This is a genomic window from Paenibacillus sp. FSL M7-0134 (genome assembly GCF_038007865.1).
In the GTDB taxonomy this organism is placed as follows: domain Bacteria; phylum Bacillota; class Bacilli; order Paenibacillales; family Paenibacillaceae; genus Paenibacillus; species Paenibacillus polymyxa_B.
Genome location: NZ_JBBOXV010000001.1, coordinates 541,117 through 563,129, shown reverse-complemented (window position 1 = coordinate 563,129; position 22,013 = coordinate 541,117). Strand labels below are relative to the sequence as shown.

The 22,013-nt window shown below is 42.0% G+C and carries 11 protein-coding genes; 8 read left to right on the top strand and 3 right to left on the bottom strand.

Going from position 1 to position 22,013, the window contains the following annotated elements; genetic code table 11:
• Positions 1-148: 148 nt before the first annotated feature.
• The 8 genes from NSQ58_RS02310 to metK all read left to right on the top strand — a co-directional run bounded on the left by NSQ58_RS02310 (position 149) and on the right by metK (position 16,192).
• Entirely contained in the window at positions 149-4,168 is a 4,020-nt protein-coding gene (locus NSQ58_RS02310) for an S-layer homology domain-containing protein (protein ID WP_341056826.1), read from the top strand.
• Between the two features lie 352 nt (positions 4,169-4,520).
• Positions 4,521-7,658: an efflux RND transporter permease subunit gene (locus tag NSQ58_RS02305; RefSeq protein WP_023990691.1), complete on the top strand. Its 3,138-nt coding sequence runs from the start codon at positions 4,521-4,523 to the stop codon at positions 7,656-7,658.
• A 19-nt stretch (positions 7,659-7,677) separates the two neighbouring features.
• Positions 7,678-9,024, top strand: coding sequence for an efflux RND transporter periplasmic adaptor subunit (locus NSQ58_RS02300; protein ID WP_341056825.1), 1,347 nt, complete (start codon positions 7,678-7,680; stop codon positions 9,022-9,024).
• Positions 9,025-9,567: 543 nt separating this feature from the next.
• Positions 9,568-11,961, top strand: a complete 2,394-nt coding sequence (locus NSQ58_RS02295; RefSeq protein WP_341056824.1) for a copper amine oxidase N-terminal domain-containing protein — start codon at positions 9,568-9,570, stop codon at positions 11,959-11,961.
• A 99-nt stretch (positions 11,962-12,060) separates the two neighbouring features.
• A complete protein-coding gene (locus tag NSQ58_RS02290) occupies positions 12,061-13,599 on the top strand; it encodes a stalk domain-containing protein (RefSeq protein WP_341056823.1) in 1,539 nt (512 codons plus the stop codon).
• Positions 13,600-13,645: 46 nt separating this feature from the next.
• A complete protein-coding gene (locus NSQ58_RS02285; protein WP_264454449.1) occupies positions 13,646-14,224 on the top strand; it encodes a hypothetical protein in 579 nt (192 codons plus the stop codon).
• A gap of 141 nt (positions 14,225-14,365) precedes the next feature.
• Complete coding sequence (locus tag NSQ58_RS02280) at positions 14,366-14,656, top strand: alpha/beta-type small acid-soluble spore protein (RefSeq protein WP_023990686.1); 291 nt, start codon at positions 14,366-14,368, stop codon at positions 14,654-14,656.
• Positions 14,657-14,989: 333 nt separating this feature from the next.
• A complete protein-coding gene (gene metK / locus NSQ58_RS02275) occupies positions 14,990-16,192 on the top strand; it encodes a methionine adenosyltransferase (protein ID WP_013312298.1) in 1,203 nt (400 codons plus the stop codon).
• 129 nt (positions 16,193-16,321) lie between these two features.
• Here the strand turns inward: metK and NSQ58_RS02270 are convergent, their stop codons facing one another.
• From NSQ58_RS02270 to NSQ58_RS02260, 3 genes are read right to left on the bottom strand one after another with little or no spacing between them, the layout of a single operon-like run.
• A complete protein-coding gene (locus tag NSQ58_RS02270; protein WP_028542162.1) occupies positions 16,322-17,224 on the bottom strand; it encodes a TetR/AcrR family transcriptional regulator in 903 nt (300 codons plus the stop codon).
• A 56-nt stretch (positions 17,225-17,280) separates the two neighbouring features.
• Positions 17,281-20,397 carry an efflux RND transporter permease subunit gene (locus tag NSQ58_RS02265; protein ID WP_341056822.1) on the bottom strand — a complete coding sequence of 1,039 codons (3,117 nt, stop codon included), beginning with the start codon at positions 20,395-20,397 and terminating at the stop codon, positions 17,281-17,283.
• Positions 20,394-21,803: an efflux RND transporter periplasmic adaptor subunit gene (locus tag NSQ58_RS02260; RefSeq protein WP_076295816.1), complete on the bottom strand. Its 1,410-nt coding sequence runs from the start codon at positions 21,801-21,803 to the stop codon at positions 20,394-20,396. Before NSQ58_RS02260 ends, NSQ58_RS02265 begins: the two co-directional genes overlap by 4 nt.
• Positions 21,804-22,013: the final 210 nt, after the last annotated feature.

Below are 22,013 nucleotides of genomic sequence, written 5' to 3'. Positions count from 1 at the left end.
GGGTTTGAAGGCTTTTTTGATGTTTGCTGTAAAAAAACTCCCTCCTTTTTTGAGAATTTACTAATTTTTTGTATGTTTACTACCGATAAAAAAAGTATTGAATGATTACGTACCCCAAGGTGCGACAGAATCAAAGGAGGACAATGATTTGAAACGATTGCTATCCATGTTGCTGACGGTTGGTCTCATCATTGGCTTGGTGCCGGCGGCCCTGGTAGGTACGGCTCATGCTGCGACGGGAACTTATTTTATTTTTCCAAGTGAAAAATATGATGTGGATTCGGCTAGAATGGTAAACACTGACCGAGTTACAGTTAACGGTACGATTAACGGAGTGAACGGAAGTACTATATCTTATAGTGTATTCCAACTCTCTAAAAATGGAACAAACCTTAACGTAGTTAATAAGAACGAGAGTCAAAAAGGCGGAATTACGGTCAGTGGCTCTACGCTTAAAGTTACAGACATTAAACTGTTTCCTGGTTTGAACCGGATTACATTTCAAAGTAGCCAAAATTCGGCTGATATGAAGGACTCCATCTACATTGAGTATCAGGATGGACCTAAGCTTTATGATCTATCTGCTACGCTGAATGGTGCAACCGAGCAGTTGCTAGAGAATCAGACAGCGGTGCTGACAGACGCACGCAATAGCGGTACGGATGATGTAAAAGTAGTCATTCAAGGTACGGCTCCTAATGCTGACAGTGTAACGCTCACGTCTGCAAAAAGCAGTAATACGTACACAGTTAACTCTTATACCGCATATAAATTAACAGGTAGTGTGGTACTCAGTCCAGGTAAAAATATAGTGACTATTAAAGTGGGCAACGGAACTCAGGCCCTCACAGTTACACGTGAAATTACGATTTATACGGGTAAACCGGAATTCTCTGATTTGACCTTGAACAAGGATGGGAATGTTTCTGCCGATCTGACCACTTCGCCTGACTTTACCGTATCGTCTACAAGTGGTGTGGTTTTAAAAGGTAACGTTTTGGTACCAGCTGGTGCGACCGATCCAGGAGTGGCCACAATCAATGCACGTTTTACCGATGTGAGTAACAATGGTAGTGCTGTGGGTAGTGCAACTGGGGTTGATGCCACAATTGATACTGCAAATATAGTTACATCAAATGGCTATAAAGTATATCCATTTCAGGTGACTGTACCTTCGGAAGCTGTACTTGATCATTTGACCAGGGCATCCCTGGGCATAACTTATACGGATAGCAGTACACCTCCAGCTCCATCGGCTGTCCAATTTACATTGCGCAGTAGCACTCAGCCGTATATTGATGATGTTAACTATCTTCCTGATTTTAATACTCAATTGTTGAACAGAATTAATGGAAGCGGGTCTGATCAGGCAGCTGCTCTAGATGAAGCTATGAAATTAACAGGTAGCTCTATGAAGAACAAGACTACAGATGCTGCATCTGTACCTGTAGGTATGGAGTTTATCGTTGTTAATGGTGCACCTTCTTCAATTAGTGAGCTTTCCGGAGTAGCGGTTCATACTGTTGGGCAGCCTCAAGATGTAATTCGTACAATTAATGGTAAGTCAACGCAAGTAAAGAAAATTGTTGCTTATGTAGACACTTTACCTAAAGAAGGACAAAATGTACTGAATTTTTATCTGAATGGTGACTCGACTAAGTTAATTAAAGCAACAGTGAATCTGTTGCAGGGTCCGTTCATGAAATACGATACGATTTATGATGGGCAACAAATTCCGTTGAATACATCCAGCTCAAACTTGAATACCTATAAATTGACTCAGCTGGGCAACTTTAAAGGTAAATTACTTGATGTGAGTAACGCAGCAGATATTCATTACACTGGAAGTAACCGAAATGTATTCCTGTATGTTAATAATGTATTGGTTGATTTGGATGGTTCAGGAGCGGACTTCAAGCTTGCTGCTTCCTCGGAAACAGCCGCAGCCAATGCCTTGGCGAACGGGAATAATGAAATCAAGTTTGTATACAAGCCAGGTATTGAGTATAGCAATACGGTAAAAGTAAACTTTACACAGACGAATATTCCAGTAATTCCTGTTCCGAATACACAAGGAATCATCCCTTTTACACCAGTTAGCGGCTTGAGCAATACGCCGAAATACAGCGAAATTGCTCCGAAATCAAAAGATGCTAATTTCACCAAAGTGGATGACACTAACTACAATACATCTCTGAAAAATATCAATGTATTTGGTACTTTCAGTATTGCTGATTTGGGTAAAGCAGATCAGGTAAATGGTTCGTTAAGTGATATTGCTAATAAAGATCAATATATTTTGGAGATAAAGGGATCGGATGACAGTGAAGTCAATTGGACACTGAGTAACGAGTTTTTCTCAGCAGAAGATGCTAAGACAACATACAATTCCGGTTCTACTACAGATAAATTTACAAATAAAGATTTAAAAGACCTGCTTGTGTACTACCATCCGGACAAAAAGTATTTCAGCTTTGTGTTGAAAAACCAAACTATTTCGCAAGATGGAACACCAGTAGCTTATAACATTACCTTGTACAATAGCGGCAAGAGCGGACCATTTGCTACTTTCCGACTGCAAGTATCAGGTCAATCCACATCTTTTGATATTTTGCGTCCGCTCCCTGAAAAGAGAATCGTGAATCAAAACTTTGTGCAAGTTGTTGTAAACGCAGGTAATGCAGATAGTGTTACGGTAGGTAAAGAAACAGCAGTTCAAGAGGGATTCGACTCTGATTATGATGGTACCATTGATTATCCATCAACTTACAAAGCCATCGTTACAGGTCTAAAAGCCAACAAAGATAATAAAATTGACGTAGTGGTTACTGTAGGCAAAGAAAAACTGAAACAGACCATTACTGTTAAATATGTGCCTACTAATATTCCTGGCGAGCAGTACATGGAAGCGATGAAAACATCGCACAAAGTGTTCGATGGTAATCTTACACTTGCTTTTGCAAAGGGAACGAGTCTGATTCGTCGGGACTACGATCAACCGCAGCAGTTCAAAAACCAGGTTTTCTCTGGTCACAATTTGTACTTTGCAATAGCAAATAGCGAAGATGGTGTGGTCGACCGTCATGAATTTGAAACTGAAAAAGCATTATCGGATATGCAGAGCTTGATTGCAGATGGAAGTAGATACTTCAACAGAGAATTCCCAAATCGTTTTACCAAGTCAAGTCCAGTATTCTGGATTGACCCGGGTACTGCAGATGATATCAAAACAGATGCTTACGATCCGGTAACTTATGGTGCCGATCCTTATCAATTGGCTAACAAGTCGCAAAATGACAGTAGCAAGATTAAAAACTTCTACTGGCGCGACCCATCTAACGAGTTAGTACCATCCAAGCGCGCTACATTGACGCTGACGTATGATAGCAGTATTGCTCAGGATGCAGGGAAACAAATGACAGTGTTCTATTTCGATTCTGATCTTAAAGATTGGCAGAACATTGGTGGTGTGGTGGATCCGAAAAAACATACCATTAAGGTACCGTTTGATCGTTTCGGCTACTATGTAGTTGCTAAGGTTGGAGAAACGTATAGTGATGTCATTAAGCACAAATACGCTAGAGATTACATCGAAGCCATCTTGGCCAAAGGTGTCATGAACCCAATGGATCCAATTAATAGCTTTGGACCTGACAGCTACATTAAAAGAGGCGAATTCACGTCTATGATTGTCAAAGGTCTGCAAATTCCGCTTAATTTCAGTGGAGCGAAGCATTTCGACGACGTGTCTATTCCAAATACGATATCAGCAGATGCTCTATACGATTATCGTTATATTGAAACAGCTGCGCGTGCCGGTATTGTCAAAGGTTCACAACCAAGAATCTTTATGCCGGAAGATGTAATCACACGTCAAGATGCAGCAGTCATTATTGCCAAGGCATTGAATTTGAAGTTGGAAACAGATCATGACAAGATCATGAAGAACCTGTCTAAGACCTTTAAAGATGCGGACAAGATTGATTACTATGCGCAAGCATCTATATTGGCTATCGCCAAGAAAGGCTTTATCACAGGGTCACCTTTGGATGCAAGTGATCTGAAAAAAGGATATATGTTTAATCCTACTTCCTTGACCTTGCGTGGAGATGCAGCCATTATTGTAGCTAAAGTTATGGCTGATAAAAAGTTGCTTCCTAAAATCTAATCAACAAAACACCTGAAATTACTAAACATCCCTCCATGCGAAATGGTAATTCCCTTTCATATACATGAGAGGGATGTTTTTTATAAATCAGCTATTTGACTGGGATTAAGGGCCTATGCCATAATATCAATGAGGTAAAAACTGTGGATTAGCCTTACAACGTTTTTTATTTTGGATTTGGCTTAAATGTCTGTAATTAATTGCTTTTTTTTAAGCTTTTATCTCAAAATGTGTTTATTATTTTTTTATATGTTTTTTTTGCACATTTATCTGAAACTTTACGCCTATTTCATCGTAGTAGAGGATGTGTGTGTTTTAATATTACATAGAGAAGTGAGTGGGGAGTGATGAGATGTCTCAGTTTTCAATACGCCGTCCTGTAACAGTATTTATGTTAATTATTGCTTTGTTAATCGGGGGCGGTATTTTTGCGTTAAGACTTCCTGTAGAGCAAATGCCGGATATGAAGCTGCCATTCGCTGCAGTGGTGACTAGTATTCCAAATGCAACGCCTACAGAAGTTGAGGAATTGGTTACTAAACCTATTGAGAAAAGTCTGGCTTCTATTGAGAACGTGGACACAATCATGTCCGAGTCTTCAGAAGGAACATCTATGGTCATGATTCAATTTAACTGGGGAGTAGATATCAATCAAGCAACCCTCGACATGCGAGATAAAGTTGATGGGGTTAAAGGGTCTCTTCCCAAGGCGGCTAATTCGCCGCGTGTCCTTAAGGTGGATCTCAACGCAACGCCGGTTATTACGCTCTCTCTTACAGGAGACCAGGATATTAACAAGTTGAAGCCTATTGCTGAAGATATTATTGAGCCGCGGCTTGAAAGAATTGCGGGAGTAGCTGCAGCCAACATGTCAGGTGGGCAAGCTCGGCTTGTGAAGATTACTGTAGACCAAGCCAAACTTCAAAGCTATGGCATTACGCTAGATCAAATCAGCCAAGCGCTATCGTCTAATAACGTAGCGGGTTCTGCTGGTTCGGTGTACCGAGGTAATACAGAAATCCAACTTCGGGTTCAAGGTGAATACAAAGCTGTTTCAGAAATGGGTGAAACGCCAATTCCAGTAGGGAAGGGAAGCATTAAGCTAAAGGACATCGCGACAGTTGAAGATTCCTTGGATGATGTTACAACCATTTCTACCTATAACGGAAAGCCAAGTATCAATATTTCTGTTACTAAAGCCACAGGGGGGAATACCCTTTCAATCGCCGATTCTGTAAAGGATAGTTTAGATTCGATACGGAAGGAATTGCCTCCGGGAACTCAATTGGAGATGGTAACAGATGCATCCAAACCGATTAGCGACTCCGTACACTCACTAGTAGAGCATGCTATATTGGGACTTATTATCGCAGCTATTGTGTTGCTGTTATTTTTGAATAGTATACGTTCTACCATTATTGCTACTATCGTTATTCCAATTTCCTTCGTAGCTACGTTTATGATGATGTATTTCACCGGACAAACCATTAATATTATTTCACTGAGCGGTTTGCTTCTGGGGTTAGGATCCTTTGTCGATTTTGCGGTTGTTATTATTGAGAATATTTTTAGACAGCGACATGAAGGGAAAAGCATGCTACAAGGGGCTATTGATGGCTCCAAGCAGGTGGGTAATGCCGTTATGGCATCTGCACTTGCGCAGATCGTAGTATTTTTACCAGTTGTTTTTGTTGACGGAATTGCGGGAGTTCTATTTAAACCGTTGGCGTTAACAGTTATTTTCTCTCACATTGCAGCCTTGCTTGTATCCCTTATGATTGTGCCGATGCTGGGATCACGTTGGCTACCTACCGTGCCAGATGAATCCATTTATTCTTCAGGTACTTATAAGGGTGTTAACCCTATTGTGTGGTTTAATATTGGTTTCGAGAAATTTAAGAGTGGGTATCGCCGTATACTGAAGTGGGGAATTAACCATAGAAAATCTGTGTTAATTATTACTTTATTAATGTTTGTGGCAGCTGGGGCTCTAGTTCCTTTCGTTAAGGCTGAATTTATCCCAGCATCCGATACTGGGGAATTCACAATTAACGTGAAACTTCCTAATGGAACGGTCTTGGAAGAAACGGAAAAGGTTGTTCAAGATATAGAAAAAGAAATTTTGAAAGTTCCGGATCTAGATAAAATGACAGTGACTGTTGGTTCTGGTGGCAATTCTGGTTATTCAGGGGCAGCTCCAACCAACTCAGCAGATCTAAGTGTAACACTGAAGGATGGACATCAGGCAACAGATGTTATAGTTGATGGCCTTCGTAAGAAATTTGATAGCATTCCAGATGCAGAGATTACAATGGCGTCTACAACAGGCCTTTCAAGCGGAGCGGCTGTTAATATTAACTTAAAAGGTGACGATATTGACGTCCTGAGAGAACTCTCGGACAATCTCGTTGCGGACGTAAAAAACATACCGGGTACGGTCAATGTGAAAAGTACCTTGAGTGCTGTTCGCGAAGAATATGAGATTACCGTTAATCGGGAACTTGCAAGTCGATATGGCTTATCAGCGACCCAAATCTTATCTGCAGTGAATACTTCTTTTAATGGATCAGTCGCCACAAGCTATCGTACAGGTGAAGATCAGATTGATGTGAAGATATCGTTGCCAGAGAAAAACCGCCATGATTTGTCAAATCTAAAAGCCTTACGGATCACCACTTCGCAAGGTATTGATGTACCTTTGTCTTCCGTAGTAAGTATTGATAAACGGACTGTACCCGATACTGTTACTCGTGAAGACCAAACGCGTCAAGTGCAGATTACAGCTGATATTGATGGAACAGGGGATATTCTTACTATTAATCAAAAAATAGATGCTCTATTGAAGACTACTCACTTCCCAGAGGGCTACAGTGCAGATACGGGTGGCGGCCAAAATGAACAAATGATGGAGTCTTTCATGAACTTAGCGATAGCTATTTTGCTATCTGTCGTGCTCATTTATATGGTTATGGCAGGACAGTTCGAATCGTTGCTCACACCGTTTGTTATTATGTTTTCCGTTCCACCTACGGTAATTGGTGTGCTTATCGGTTTAGCTGTAACCGGGGCGAGTCTCAGCGTTTCAGCTTTGACAGGTTACATCATGCTCGTCGGTTTGGTCGTCAACAATGCCATTGTTATGATTGACTTTATAATTCAGCTCCGAAAAGACGGCCAAGATCGGGATGAAGCTATTATTCATGGAGCGTCTGAGCGGTTGCGTCCGATTTTGATGACCACGCTGGCTACTGTACTAGCTTTGCTCCCAATGGCATTTGCTACAGGCAGTGGTAACGAGACACAAGCACCGATGGCAGTTGTTGTTGTGTTCGGGTTATCCTTCGCAGCTGTTATTACATTGATTCTTATTCCGGTAGTCTACGTCATCATGGATAATATGATAGAAAAACGTAAGAATCGGAAATTAAAAAGACAAGCGAAGAGAGAATTAAAAAAAGAAGCGAAACTACAAAAAAGTGTTCATATATAAGGTGAGGTGGAGAAACATAATGAATAAAAAAAGTGCTCTGATTGCTACAACTTTGCTTTTATCAGTTGCATTAGCGGGTTGCGGTGGGGGGGAGGCTCCTGCCGCACCGACTACGGCGCAGCAAGCCATTCCGGTCCAAGTGGCAAAAGTGACCAAAGGTAGTATTAACGATTCAACAGGTATTATTGGAAGCTTTGCTCCTAAAGAGACGGCTCAGGTGTCTCCGAAAATTAGTGGCAAAATTCAAAGCATTAACCTTACAGTGGGGCAAAAAGTAAATAAGGGTGACACATTGTTTACTATAGACCAAAAGGACTTGCGGGACTCGATTAAGCAATCCCAGGAATCGTACCAGGTTGCCTTAGCTAATTTAAAGCAGGCTGAGTCTGGCGCAGCACAATCGGTGCAGCAGGCAGAATCCAGCGTGGATCAAGCCAAAAGTGCGCTTGTCCAGCAAGACAACACCATCACCCAAGCTCAGACCAGTCTGGTTGATGCTCAGAGTTCAGTGCGTGATGCTCAAAATACGCTCAATCGCAACCAACAGTTGTTTAGTGCGGGCGCTCTATCTCAATCCGAGTTAGAGCAGTCTCAAATAGCGCATAGAAGAGCTTTGACTGCGGTGGAGAATGCACAGATCACACTTCACAATGCGCAAACATCCAAGGAAAGTGCACAAACAACATATAATAATGCTCTTAAATCATTACGTCTTGCACAACAGAAAACGGGCATTGACGTAGCACGTGCTTCTGTCAATCAGGCTAAGTCCAGTTTAGACACAGCTCGTAGTCAACTGGTGGATGCTGTAGTCAAAGCTCCAATTTCCGGCACGATATCGGTAGTAACAGGAACCCAGGGGCAAATGGTTAGTGCACAATCCGCGGTTGCTACAATAGCGAATACCAATCCTATTATTGCTAAAGTTAACGTTTCTGAATCTGAGCTTCTTAAGTTGCAGGTGGGTTCATCTGTGACTGTAGGTGTGGACTCCTTAGATAAGCGAATTGAGGCCAGAGTATCGGCCGTCAATCCGGTAATGGATAATGATCTCAAGGCATATCCTGTCGAGATCTCAGTTCCTAATGGTTCTGGTGAATTAAAATCAGGGATGGTTGTAACTGTATACATGAAATCAGAAGCTCCTAAAAATATTTTGGTATCGCAGGATGCTATTACGGAGCAGGCAGGGAAAAAGTATGCTTATGTAGTGGAAGGAACAGTGGCTAAGCGGGTAGAGGTGCAGACAGGCCAGGAAAGTGCCAAACAGATTGAGGTAACCAAGGGGCTTGCTGAAGGACAAAATGTTGTCGTTAAGGGCGTTAGTCTGCTTACGGATGGCGCGAAGATTAATGTAGTGAAGTAATTTGTCTCGGTTATATTTACCGTAAATCACTGTTACTCCGTCATTCCTACTACTTAAAGTGTATTAGAGTATTAGATTTCAAGGGAATCTATAGACTTTATGTGCTTTATATATTCTATGGATAATTCTTAACGAATATACTCCATTAAAGACCGACTTAAATGTACGAAAATAATCTTTGTACATTTAAGGTTGATAAGGTAAAAGTTGTAGGATGACGGAGGAACAGGTTCAATAGTATAATTATTACTGTGGGAAGCGGAATACATAATCAAAAAAAATAAAAATTTTTTTTGAAAACAGACGCAACTTTTTGAACCTATGCTACGTCTAATTGGGTGAGTATGAAACAAAGGGGTACAAAAGCGTAAAGACAAAATTCGCTAAAAAAAATCTTTACTGCATTGTTATCACATTGTATAATACTGGAGTACGTCATAAATGGACGCTTTCTTTCAACTAGTTTCCAAGCTTCTGTGATATTGTCACAGATATCATTTTATAAGGGTTCTCATAAAGCTCGGAAAGGAGGTGTAACGACTGATGAGTGACAAGATCCGACAAAAAGACAAAAATAATATTTCTGGTTATATTCAAGGAGGAGAAAAAAAGGTTATGACAAAGTTTAACAAAAAAATGATCAACGTGCTGGCAACAGCAACATTGGTTGCTGGTGTAGCAGCTCCAATCGCAGCATTGACTGCACCAACTGCTATCCATGCATCTTCTAGTTTCACAACTGTGAACACTCCTACTATTAGTGGAAATGCTGAAAATTTCACTAATCTTGATAGCAGAGTGAAAGTTACAGTGAGCAAAGCTTCTGTAAGAGAGGGTTCTTCTTTTACTGTTACTTTGCCTAAAGGTTTTTATTTCAACAGTAGTGATGTTGCGAAAATTGCTGGTGTAACAGGCACAACTAATGGTACGGGTAGTGTAAGTGATGCTACTTATGGTTTGGGTGTATACGCTGATTTTGATGATAATAAGGATACTGGTATTAAAGTTGATCCGATCATCAATAATTATGACACTGATGGTAAACCGGTTAACGTAAACTCCGCAAAAATTACTTTTACGGGTCAAGACAACATCAAAGATGATGTTATTCTTTTCTTGAACTTTAGTAGAATTAATGTAGCTGGTCCAAGTAATGGTCCAGTTAAAGCAGCTATTGATGCTGCTTCCAATAGTGGTTTGACTAGTGGTGAAATTACAATCGCAAACGTTGTTTCTTCTGGCCAAGTTTCTCTTGCGGCAAATGATACAGTTTCCAGTGAAGATAACTTCACAGCAACGTTGAAAGTTAAAGAAGAAACTGCTGGTTCTTTGACAGGTAGTAACTATATCAAGTTGAAATTACCAAGTGGTTTTAAATGGGATGCTTCTGGTACAGCAGCAATTCTTTTTGGTGATATCGCTGCTGCTGACATTGATGCAAAATCAGATGGTGATACTCTTACTGTAAGATTGAAAGATACTGTGAAAAGCTCTAAACAAAATTCTTTCCAATTGCCAGTTAAATTCCATGTAGACGATGAAACTAACGCTAAACAAGGCGACGTTACTGTTAGCGTTTCCGGTAATGCAACAACTGATGTTAGTTCCCTTGTTGTTGGTAACTATGGTGAAATCGGTGGTGGTGTTACTGTAGCTACTCCAACAACTATCCTTGCTGGGCACGACGAACAAAAAGTTGGCGACATCGTAATTAAAGAAACTGTTGCTAAATCTTTTGTAAAAGGTCGTACTGTAACTTTGCGTCTGCCTGAAGGTGCTCGTTGGCAGGAAACTTTCAAGAGTAATAACCCAGGAAACAGCTTTGCTGGTTCTATGGAAAATACTAACGGATTGGGTGGAGCAGAAGTATCTTACACTGACTCTGACAAGCGTACTTTGAAACTGACTTTCAACAACCCTAACAGCACAACTGATGCTGGTACTTTGAAACTGAGAAACGTTGAAGTTGCTACGCAACCAGGTTTCTCTGGCGATCTGAACGTTGAAGTTGCGGGTAGCCAAGGTCTGAGCGGTAATGTTAAGGTTGCAACTGTGAAACAAGCAGTTACTCTGGCTGCTGCTTCCAAACCAACCCTGACAATCGGTCTGGGCGATCAACAAGTTGGCGATATCACAATCACTGAAGCTGCTAAAGAAGCTTTCGTTAAGAAAGACGGTAGCCGTGAAGTGATCTTGGAATTGCCAACAGGCGTACGTTTTGCTTCTACTCCAGAAGTAAAAGTTACAGCTGGTGACGTTAAAGTGAAGAGCGTGTCTACTGATACTTACGGCGAAAGCAACAAAGGCCGTCTGAGCTTCTACATCGACAGCGAAAGTGCTACTCCAAGTACAATAACAATCTCGGCTCCTAAGCTGACTGTTGACCGTACTGTAGCTCAAGGCGACATCGTTGCTAAGCTGAAAGGTAGCGCAGTTTCTTACACTGCATACAAAGGCGCAACTGACAACACTCAAAACTGGAAAGACAACAACACTGCAGCTGCTGAAGTAGCAATCGCAACTGTTGGAACTCCAGCTCCAGGTGCTACTAAAACTAAAGCTGTCTTCACACTGGGAAGCACTTCCTACACTGTGAACGGCGAAAGTAAAACTTCTGATGTAGCTGCTTATGCTGAAAACGGACGCACTTACTTGCCAGTACGTTATGCAGCTGAAGCTTTGGGTGTATCCCCACAAAACATCCTGTTTGACAAAGCAACTTCCACAGTTACCCTGATTAAAGGTGACCGCGTTGCTCAAATCAAACTGAACACTAACCTGTTGACTGTTAACGGTTCTGTGATTCGTATGGACGTTAAAGCTGTAACTAACAAAAACCGTACTGTACTGCCTATCTTCTGGGTGAGCAGAGCGTTGGATGCATCCATCAACTATGATGCAACTGCTAAAACAGTAACTGTTGAAAACAACAACTAATTTAAGAGCAACTCTTTTGAGTTAACTGAATTAGATTAGAAGAGGGTTCCTTTTGGAGCCCTTTTCTTTTATTAGTCTTATTGACAAAGGAGAGAAATTATGAAACGTTTTGGAGTGGCAGCACTTTCTACATTGGTTCTTTCTTCTGCATTTGCCAATTTTGCAGGAGCTCAAGCAGGTGATATAAAGGTTATTATTAACGGTGTAACTCAGCAATATACGCAAGCTCCTATAGTTAGCCAAAATACCACTTTGGTGCCTCTGCGTGGAGTCTTCGAAAGCTTGGGTGCGAAAGTCGATTGGGACAGCAAAGCTAAAAAAGTAACTGCTTCTAAAAATGAAGATATGTTGACTTTGAATGTTGGTTCTAAGCTTGCTTATAAAAATAGTAATCCTGTACAACTGGATGCAGCAACTCAAATTCAAAAGGGTCAAGTACTCGTTCCTTTACGTTTTGTGAGCCAATCATTAGGCGCCAAAGTAAATTGGGATCAGACTACACGAACAGTAACCATTTCCAATCAAGCTAATGGTAGCACTACTGGTGATCAAACCAATAGTATGTCCAGTAAGCCACTCGCAGCTCCTGTGACCAAAGTTACTTACGATACCTACTATAATGATTCTTTGACCTATGAAGATGCAGTGAAACTGGCTATTGCTGATAGTGCTTCTGTTAAAACAGGAGAAGTGAGTATTGATCAGGCAGGAAAAATTTTGAAAGAGACAGGCAAAAATATTGACTTTGTTCCAGCAGAAGCAGGTTATGAGGGGCAAGATAAAGCTTACAAAGGTTATGCCCAAACGAATCTTAATTATGAGGCTACCAAAAAGAATCTGGAAATGACCAAAGAAAGTATTGAATATAATGTAAAAGATCTTTACAATAAGCTCCTTCAAAAGCAAAATGCCGTTAAGCTGGCTGCATTGAATATTGAAGATACCGAGCGCAAACTGAAAGTAGCACAAATTAAACGAGATAATCAGATGTCGAGTGACTATGAGGTTACGCAAGCAACTAATCAGGTGACTCAAAATCAAGCTGCTTTAGAGAAGGCAAAAAAAGATCTAGATAGTGCATATGTATCTTTGAACCAAGTGATTGGTTATAAACCAGAGCAACGTTATGAATTAAAGGATAAGCCTGTTTATTCTGAGTTCAAAGATAATGTGGAAACTAAAGTAAGCCAAGTACTTACTAGCAGCACGGCCATTTGGCTGAGCGAGCAAAAAGTGGATTTAGCTGAATTGAGCCTGAAGCTCTACAATTTTAGTACGCCAGGAAACACACCTTACGAAGCTGAGCAACTTAATGTCGAGAAAGCTCAGTATGCTACAGAAGGCACAAAGAGACAACTCGAAGAAGCAGTAAGAACAATTTATAATAACATCAAAGCATTAGAAAGCCAGTACTCACAGATTCAAGCTGGTTTGGTGAGTGCTAGAAGTGCGGCTGATATGGCTAAGAAGCAATTTGATGTTGGGTTGGCTACAGAGCTTCAGGTTTATGAAGCTAATTTGAAAGTCACTACTGCTGAGCAACAGGCCGAAGATATAGTTACAAATATTGATACTTTGAAGTTGGCTTTTGATAAGCCTTGGGCTATGCAGGGTTCTTCTGGAGCTAGCGCACAATAATTAAAGCTTAACCTATACTTGCTATAACCTGCTGTAGGAGGACTTCATGAAATCACGCTATAAAGTATCGTTGGCTGCTGTTTTACTTGGAGGAGGAATTGTTGCTGGTTCCTTAATGAACAATTCAGTTAATGGTGCCTCCAGTTCTGGACAACCTGGTACAGCTGATGATCCAGTCGTAACCAAAAGCTATGTTGACCAAAAAATTGCTCAGGCAATTAAAGGTGGAGTACCAGCAAGTAACACTAGTAGTAAAACGACTAGTTCGAATGCTCCAGCAACAAACACTACTTCTAACACAACGGCGTCAGGAACTTCTAGTGCAGGAAAAACTTTCACACCAGAGCAGACAGAGGCTTTAAAGGTTGTTGATGTAAAGCCTGGTCAAAAACTGATTGCCAAAGCAGGCTCGGAATTTATTTTACGTAATGGTTATGCCGTTGTGTATAGTATGGATGCCAGTGGTGCTATTGATATTACTTCTGGAACGGAAATTGTTCATAATCAGGCTGTCGAGAAAAATCATTTATTATCGTTTCCTAGAGAAGGAAGAGGTATTCAAGTAAAAGAAGGTCAGAAGTTTGGTCTGGTCGTTATGGTACGAGGCGGTTATACTGTTCAGTAAACTGTTTTGTATATAAGTTGCTTTCGGTGGCTCTTTTTCTTAAATACTGCTTGGGATAGCAAATTGTTCTTGGCTAAGTTGAACCTAATCGCTGCACACTACCCCCATGAAAGACAATACTTTTAGTGGAGGGTGTATACGATGGCATCAAGAGGTCAAAGACGATTAATTCCTGAAAGCCGTGCCAGGTTAGATGATTTGAAGTATGAGATCGCTGCTGAATTTGGGCTGCCTGTTTATAATCCCCAATATGCACATATACAACCTAAGGCTGACAGTGAATTTGCTGCAGAATTGGGGGAGTTTGCGGGGAGCGAAAATGTAGCATGGCGTGATTTAACTTCAAGACAGAACGGTTCAGTTGGTGGTGAAATTACTAAGCGATTGATACAATCTGCTGAACGTAGCTTATCTGAATATGGTACATTGTAAATTGCAATAATTTTTACAGTTTTTGATTATATAGTAGCGTATAAACTGGGGTTATTTACATGTGAATTGAAAATGGTTTGCATGTAAACTTACCTCAATTTCGAAAGTTGTAATTGGGCTGTATGAATTGACACCTTGTTTTAAATAGGATATCATGGCATTTGAGGCTTGTACGCAACCTTTTCCTACCGGAAAAGGTTCATTTTTTATTAATCAGGTGTAACAAGATATCTCCCGCCAATTGTTGGCTTGAAGGTATCTGAATAATACCATTGCCATGTCAGGATTTTTTTATAAATCCTCATGTATTTTAATTGTGGGAGGTTGAAATTCATGTCTGTAAAAGGCCGTCATTTGTTCACGTCCGAGTCTGTAACAGAAGGCCATCCGGATAAAATCTGTGATCAGATATCCGATGCTGTTTTGGATGCCTTTCTGGCTAATGACCCTAATGCACGGGTAGCATGTGAAGTATCGGTAGCTACTGGTCTCGTTCTCGTCATTGGTGAAATCAGCTCCAAATCGGAATACGTGGATATTCCATCCATTGTACGTAATACGATTAAGGAAATTGGCTATACACGTGCGAAATACGGTTTCGACTATAATACTTGCGCTGTATTGACTTCTTTGAATGAACAGTCGCCGGACATTGCTCAAGGGGTTAATGCTGCCTTGGAAAGCCGTGATCCTGCTGAAGTAGATAAAGAAACGGAAAACATTGGGGCTGGGGATCAAGGATTGATGTTTGGTTTTGCTACGAACGAGACACCTGAGTTGATGCCTTTGCCTATCGCTATGTCTCACCGTATTGCACGACGCTTGTCTGAAGTACGTAAGGATGGAACACTGAATTACCTTCGTCCAGACGGTAAAACCCAAGTAACGGTAGAGTATGAAAATGGTAAACCTGTTCGTATTGATGCTATTGTGGTTTCTACGCAGCATGCAGAGGATACTACTTTGGAGCAAATTCAAGCAGACATCAAAGAAAAGGTTATTTTGCCAGTTGTCCCTGCCGAATTACTGGATGAGCAAACCAAGTATTACATTAATCCGACAGGACGCTTTGTTATCGGTGGCCCTCAAGGAGATGCAGGTCTGACAGGCCGCAAAATTATTGTGGATACGTATGGTGGTTATGCACGTCACGGCGGGGGAGCATTCTCCGGTAAAGATCCGACCAAAGTGGACCGTTCCGCTGCTTACGCTGCTCGTTATGTAGCGAAAAACCTCGTAGCAGCAGGATTGGCAGACAAAGTGGAAATTCAGCTTGCTTATGCCATCGGTGTCGCTACGCCTGTTTCGATTAACGTCGATACATACGGTACGGGTAAAGTGAGTGATGAGAAGCTGGTTGAATTGATCCGAAATAACTTTGATCTGCGCCCAACAGGCATTATTCGCATGTTGGATCTGCGTCGTCCAATTTATAAGCAAACTGCTGCCTACGGTCACTTTGGCCGTACAGATTTGGATGTACCATGGGAGAGCGTAGATAAAGCTGAAATTCTAAAAGAACAAGCGGGGCTGTAACTCCTCGTATGTTATCAAAATAAAAGTAATAACCCAAAAAGACTGTTTCATGCTTTGCATGAACAGTCTTTTTTTGATGTGTTTCACTGTTAAGTATGAATTTGCTCAGATGTACCGAATGCTGAGTGACTACTCGGATATCGGTGCATGGTCCAATAAATTTTTAAGTAAACGACAAACCTTTTGCAGTTCCTTGTACTGCTCCAAATACGCAAAAAGGGCTTTCAGGAGGCCTTTCTGAGGGTTCGATTTCAGAGCCTCTTCCTTTAAATGAGCGTAGATTTGCTGACACTCCTGTTTCTCCTCTGAACTCCACGAAGACAGCAGTATACTGTCTTCCAAGGAGTGGAGAAGGCTGTTAATTTGACGGCCTTGGTCAAAGGGATTACTTAGAGCACTTTCAGGCAACCAGCCTTGCTTGCTCCAGAACAAATGTGGAGCTGAATCAGCATTGTTCAGGCTGGTTGCCAAGGAACTGGATAAGAAGATGATAAACTGCGTTAGATGTTCAATCGTTTCATCATTCATCCGATCGGCAAAGAAGCGAATATATTCAAACACAATGCTTTTAAGTACAAAGGTCATATCCCATGCATGATCTTCAATGCTCGGTCCAAAAATATCAATCAGGCAGTCGCGAACCCATTTGTACAATTTGTATTCATGATTCTCGAACGCGTAATTGAGATGTTCATTCTGAAAAATAAGCATGGAAGGCTCAGGAAGATCCATCATGAGATACACTTTGTTTTCAACGAGATTTTTCAAGTAAAGTACAATAAAACCATGTAGTTTATCGTGCTTAGAAAGATCAGGTTTACTGTAGAGAGCCCGGATGTCTTGTTCAATGTTATTTTCCAGAATGATACACATTTCTAGAGGGAGTTCTTCTTTTCCTTGAAAATATTTATAGAAGGATGCCTTCGCCATCCCACTTTCTTTGGCGATTTCTTCAACAGATGTTGAATAATAGCCTTTTCTGGAGAACAGCCGAATGGCCGCCTGTAAAATATCATTTTTTTTACTTTCCATACATACTTCCCCCTAGGGACCGACCAACTCGACAGCATAAGAATTCACTTCATACCTCACAAAGGTTGGTCACGTGTGATAACTGTGTGCTGCTGTCTTTTGAGTTGACGGCGCATCTTGTACTTGGCCATGATCATATACAAGGACGGCACGACAAACAAGGTTAACAAGGTCGAGAATAACAAACCGAAAATGACGGTAAACGCCAGTGGCTTAAAGAGCAGGCTTCCCAATAGTGCTAACGGAATCATACCTACAATTGCTGCCAAAGATGTCAATAAAATAGGTCTGAAGCGAGCAGCGGCCGCCTGTATTACGGCTTCCTTTAATTCCATTCCTTCATGTCGTGCATCCTCGATAAATTCAATTAACACAATCCCATTCCGCACAACAATGCCCGCGAGAGCAATAATTCCCATGATGCTCATAAAACCGATAGGCATACCGGTCAAGAAAATACCAATAATCCCGCCGGCTGCTGCCAGATACACGGTCGTCATAATAATAATAGGAATGGAGAGGGAATAAAATTGCATGGTAATCAAGAGTAAAATGAGCAAGACTACAACGATCGCCAGCTGTCCTAAGTCCTTGAATATGGTCGATTGGTCAGAGGTTTCTCCACCAACCTCCCATTTGTAGCCTTCTGGGAACTTCATTTGCGCCAGCTTACTTTCAACGTCAACCATCGCTTCGCTTGCAGTTCGTCCGTTCAAGTCGGCTTCCACCGTAATCGTCCGCTCCATATTGTAATGCTTGATTTGCTGAATAGCAAATGAAGGCTTAATCTGGACGAGCTGGTTTAATGGTATTTGCTTACCAGCTGTATTAACTACACTTAATTGTTGGAAAAGCTTACTTGGCTCCTCGTCACTGTGATTCAAATACATTTTAATATCAACCAGACTGTTTCCAGTATCAAATTGGCTGACTTGAGCTCCTTCTTTTAATAGAAGCAGGGTACGAGTCAAATCTGTGTAGCTTACCAGGTACTGATCCATTGCTTGCTTGTTGACCTCAAGCTCCAGTGCATATCGTTCAATTCCTATATCATCCACGATGCCTGTTGTGCCCTCTACTGTCGCGATCTGCTCCTTTGCTTTTTGGGCAAGGGTTTGCAGTTCATTCAGATCCTGACCTGAGATACGAATAGAAACGGGCTTACCCACTGGAATCCCGAGACGAGGAACATACATCGTCACTGTAACTCCAGGGTAGGATTTCTTAACATGTTGTTCCCAAGCATCCACTGTCGTATTGAGATCGAATACGTTTTCTTTGCCGACGACAGCAATCTGCCCCACCGTTTCGTTATAACTAATATCTCCACCCATACTATTAATGTCACTAAACAGTTGTGGGGCAGTCCCTCCAGCGCTGTAGACGACCTTGGAAGTTTCAGGTTGCTTTTTCACCCAGCCTGCAAGGTCTTTAACGACCTGGTCGGTTTCCGCAATTGAAGTGCCTACAGGCATTTTTACATTTAGTGCAACATGAGGATCTTCCGACTCAGGAAAAAGTTCAACTGAGGTAAAGGGGACTAATCCATAGGCGGCTGTTCCAAGCATGAGTCCGACCATGGCTGTCAACAAGGGACGCTGAATGACCTTAGGCATCAGTTTTTGTGAATAGAGCTTGTTTAAAGAATGAATCTGCTGGCCGAGCAAGCCTGCTGGTTTAGACTTACCCTGAGGGTGACGAGCCTGTCTGCGCTTCTCATACCATTCTCGAAAAATAGGGATGATGGTGAGCGACATAATCATAGAGGCAAGCATGGTCAGGGAGACAATAGCAGGAATGGGTTTAATAAAGGCACCTACATTTCCAGGAAGAAACAACAATGGCGCGAAAGCTGAGATGGTGGCCAGAGTTGCAACCAAAATAGAAAGCATGACCTCTTTGGTACCTTTTACAGCTGCGACTGAGGGTGATTCTCCTAATTCCGTAAGTCTACGCTCAATATTATCATTTACAACTACGGCATCATCCACGAGTATGCCGAGTACGATGATCAGACCGACAACGGAAATCTGATTTAGAGTGATGCCGAACATAGGCAAAAAGATAATGGCAATCGAAACCGAAATAGGAATGGCCAGTGCAACAAATGCAGAGGTGAGCAAATTCAGCCCCAACATACAAACGAGAATAACGGCCGCAATCGCAAGAATCGTTTCACGCTTTAAGTCGTCAAAGATATGGCTTACCTGATCCTTTTGTGCAAAAAGAGTTTGAAAGTGGACACCTGCGGGGAGTGTTTTCTCCAGCTCTTTGAGCTTGGTATTGACCTTTTCACTCATAGAAGGGATGTCTGTGCCTGTTTCTGCTCCAATACTTAGCGTAATGGCCGGTTTACCCTCTACATAGGCAAAGTATTCTGCATTAGGATGTGCTAGCTCCGTTGTGCCGACATCTCTCAAATATACAGGATTACCTTCTTTGGTGCGTGTCAAAAGGACCTGATTCAATTCATCAGCTTTTTCGGTCTCGCGAACAATAAGTTGATAGGTACGTCCGTTGTATTCAATATTACCGGTAGGAACCCGATCAATTTGAGACTGGATCGCTTGAGCTACTTGTCCCCATGACAGCTGGTATTGCTGAAGCTTCTGGTTGTCAATATGGACACGTACTTCTTGATCAGGGAGACCATTGAATTTGACGCTAGATACGCCAGAAATGGTATTAAGCTGATCTTTCCAAGTTGTTGTTAAATCATTTAGTTTATACAGTGGTGCGGAAGAGTCAGCTGTTAGGGCATAGGAGCCAATAAAAGAGCTGGTTAGTTTGTCATTTACAACAGGCACTTCAGCACCTTGAGGAAGATCAGCTTGTGCATCTTGCACTTTTTTACGCATATCATCCCAAACCGTTTGAGGATCAACTCCGTTTTTGGATTCGATTAAAATTGAGGAGAATCCGTTACCAGAAGTCGAACTAATCGTTTTAACACCTTCAACTTCCTTAATGCGTTTCTCCAGCTCTTTAGTTACGGTTTGTTCTACTTTTTGTGGTGAAGCACCAGGGTAGACTGTTGTTACCATAGCATTCTGTATGGTGACATCCGGCATTTCCTGCTGTGGTAACTGGAAAAAGGCGAAGATTCCGACCAAAATCAGCATGACAAAAAACAGCAATGTAATTTTTCGCTTTTTTACGATGTACTCAATCATGGGCGTCCGCCTTCCTCCGACTGAATCGCATTTCCATCAAACAGGTTTTCTGCCCCTTTAACGATAATACGTTCGCCTTCACGAAGTCCCGATACGATTTGCAACTGATTATCTACAACCTGATTACCAAGCTCCACAGGGGTTTTAACAGCTTTTCCTTGAATGTCTTTGAAAATAAAAGGCTTGCTTCCCGTGTTAATGACTGCTTCGGCAGGAACGAGAATCCCATTCTTGTCGGTCACCTGTTGAGCAGCTTTAATGACCTGACCGGGTAACCAGTCTCGCTGTGGATTGTTTATAACAATCTCTACGTTAACCCTTCCCGTGTCGGTGCTGGTTGAAGGATAGACGTTAGACACCGTACCTTGACGAGTCTCTTCATAGAGCGCCAATTCTACTTGTTGACCCTTTTTCCAATCCTTAATTTCACTGTCTGGTACAGGAAGCATTACTTTGAGGCGGTCGATGGAGCCTATGCGATAGACGGCTTGCCCTGACGCGACCAAATCACCTGTATTCACGATTTTGTCTAAGATTACGCCGTTCACGGGAGAGGTTAAACGGGTGCGTGATAGTGCTAGCTCTGCCTGACCCTTGGCGACAAGGGCTTTTTCGTAGTTGGCATGGGCTTGTTTTTGGGAAGCCGCAGCCTGTTCACTGGCCGCAAGGGCTTTGCTTTTACCTGCAAGCGCATCTTGAAAGGAAGCTTGGGCGGATTGATGATCTTCGGCTGTGGCCCCTTCCAGCAAAAGGGACAGGGATTCCTTGGCTTGTTCCAGGTCTTTCAGGGCTGCGGTAGCATTCAGGCGAGCATTTTCATTATCTGATGCAGTAGCAGCGCCTGCCTCAAACAGCTTCTGTGTACGCTCGCTATCCGTCTTGGCCTTGTTATAAGCGCTTTGTGCCTTATCTACAGTAGCTTGCGCTTGTTGTTTCTCTTGAGCACGTGCGCCTTTATTGACCTTGTTAACATTCGCGCGAGCTCCTGTAATGCCTGCATCGGCGGATTGAATCGAGGAGGTAGCAGCCTGTAAATTAGCCTGTGCGTTATCAATACCAGCCTGTGCTTCCAAGATGGAGGCTGTCGCCTGTGCCACCTGAAGTTTGTAGTCAGCGTCATCCAGACTAGCAATAACGGCGCCCTTCTGTACAGCAGTACCGACAGTGAGATATGCACTGGCTACAGTGCCTCCATTTTGGAAAGCCAGTGTGTTCTCCTCATAAGCCTGAAGAGTGCCTGACAAGTTATAGACGGTATGAAGGGGTGTGGATTTGACGATTGCAGTGCGCACAACGGTTGGCTGTGCTGATGAACCTAGAGCGGCATCTTTTTTTTCTGTAGAACATCCGGTGAGTGCGATGCTCAGGGATAAAGTGAATATGATGATGGCCCGTTGTTTATTCATGATTATCAATCCTTCCGATAGGGTCATAATTGGAGTTGTGAACTAACCAGTATTATTTGAACTAATAAGTTCAAATGTATTATAGTGCGCCGATATTGCATTCGTCAATTCATCGTTTTAGATTTTATGAATTAGTTGACGGGATTTTCGTAACTTTTGCCTATATAATAAGTCTATTAACATAAGAGGATTTTTTTGTTTATTGATAGA

Coding starts and splice junctions, on each gene's coding strand:
- NSQ58_RS02305 (WP_023990691.1), top strand. CDS start 4,521: ATGTCTCAGTTTTCAATACGCCGTCCTGTAACAGTATTTATGTTAATT.
- NSQ58_RS02300 (WP_341056825.1), top strand. CDS start 7,678: ATGAATAAAAAAAGTGCTCTGATTGCTACAACTTTGCTTTTATCAGTT.
- NSQ58_RS02295 (WP_341056824.1), top strand. CDS start 9,568: ATGAGTGACAAGATCCGACAAAAAGACAAAAATAATATTTCTGGTTAT.
- NSQ58_RS02290 (WP_341056823.1), top strand. CDS start 12,061: ATGAAACGTTTTGGAGTGGCAGCACTTTCTACATTGGTTCTTTCTTCT.
- NSQ58_RS02285 (WP_264454449.1), top strand. CDS start 13,646: ATGAAATCACGCTATAAAGTATCGTTGGCTGCTGTTTTACTTGGAGGA.
- NSQ58_RS02280 (WP_023990686.1), top strand. CDS start 14,366: ATGGCATCAAGAGGTCAAAGACGATTAATTCCTGAAAGCCGTGCCAGG.
- metK (WP_013312298.1), top strand. CDS start 14,990: ATGTCTGTAAAAGGCCGTCATTTGTTCACGTCCGAGTCTGTAACAGAA.
- NSQ58_RS02270 (WP_028542162.1), bottom strand. CDS start 17,224: ATGGAAAGTAAAAAAAATGATATTTTACAGGCGGCCATTCGGCTGTTC.
- NSQ58_RS02265 (WP_341056822.1), bottom strand. CDS start 20,397: ATGATTGAGTACATCGTAAAAAAGCGAAAAATTACATTGCTGTTTTTT.
- NSQ58_RS02260 (WP_076295816.1), bottom strand. CDS start 21,803: ATGAATAAACAACGGGCCATCATCATATTCACTTTATCCCTGAGCATC.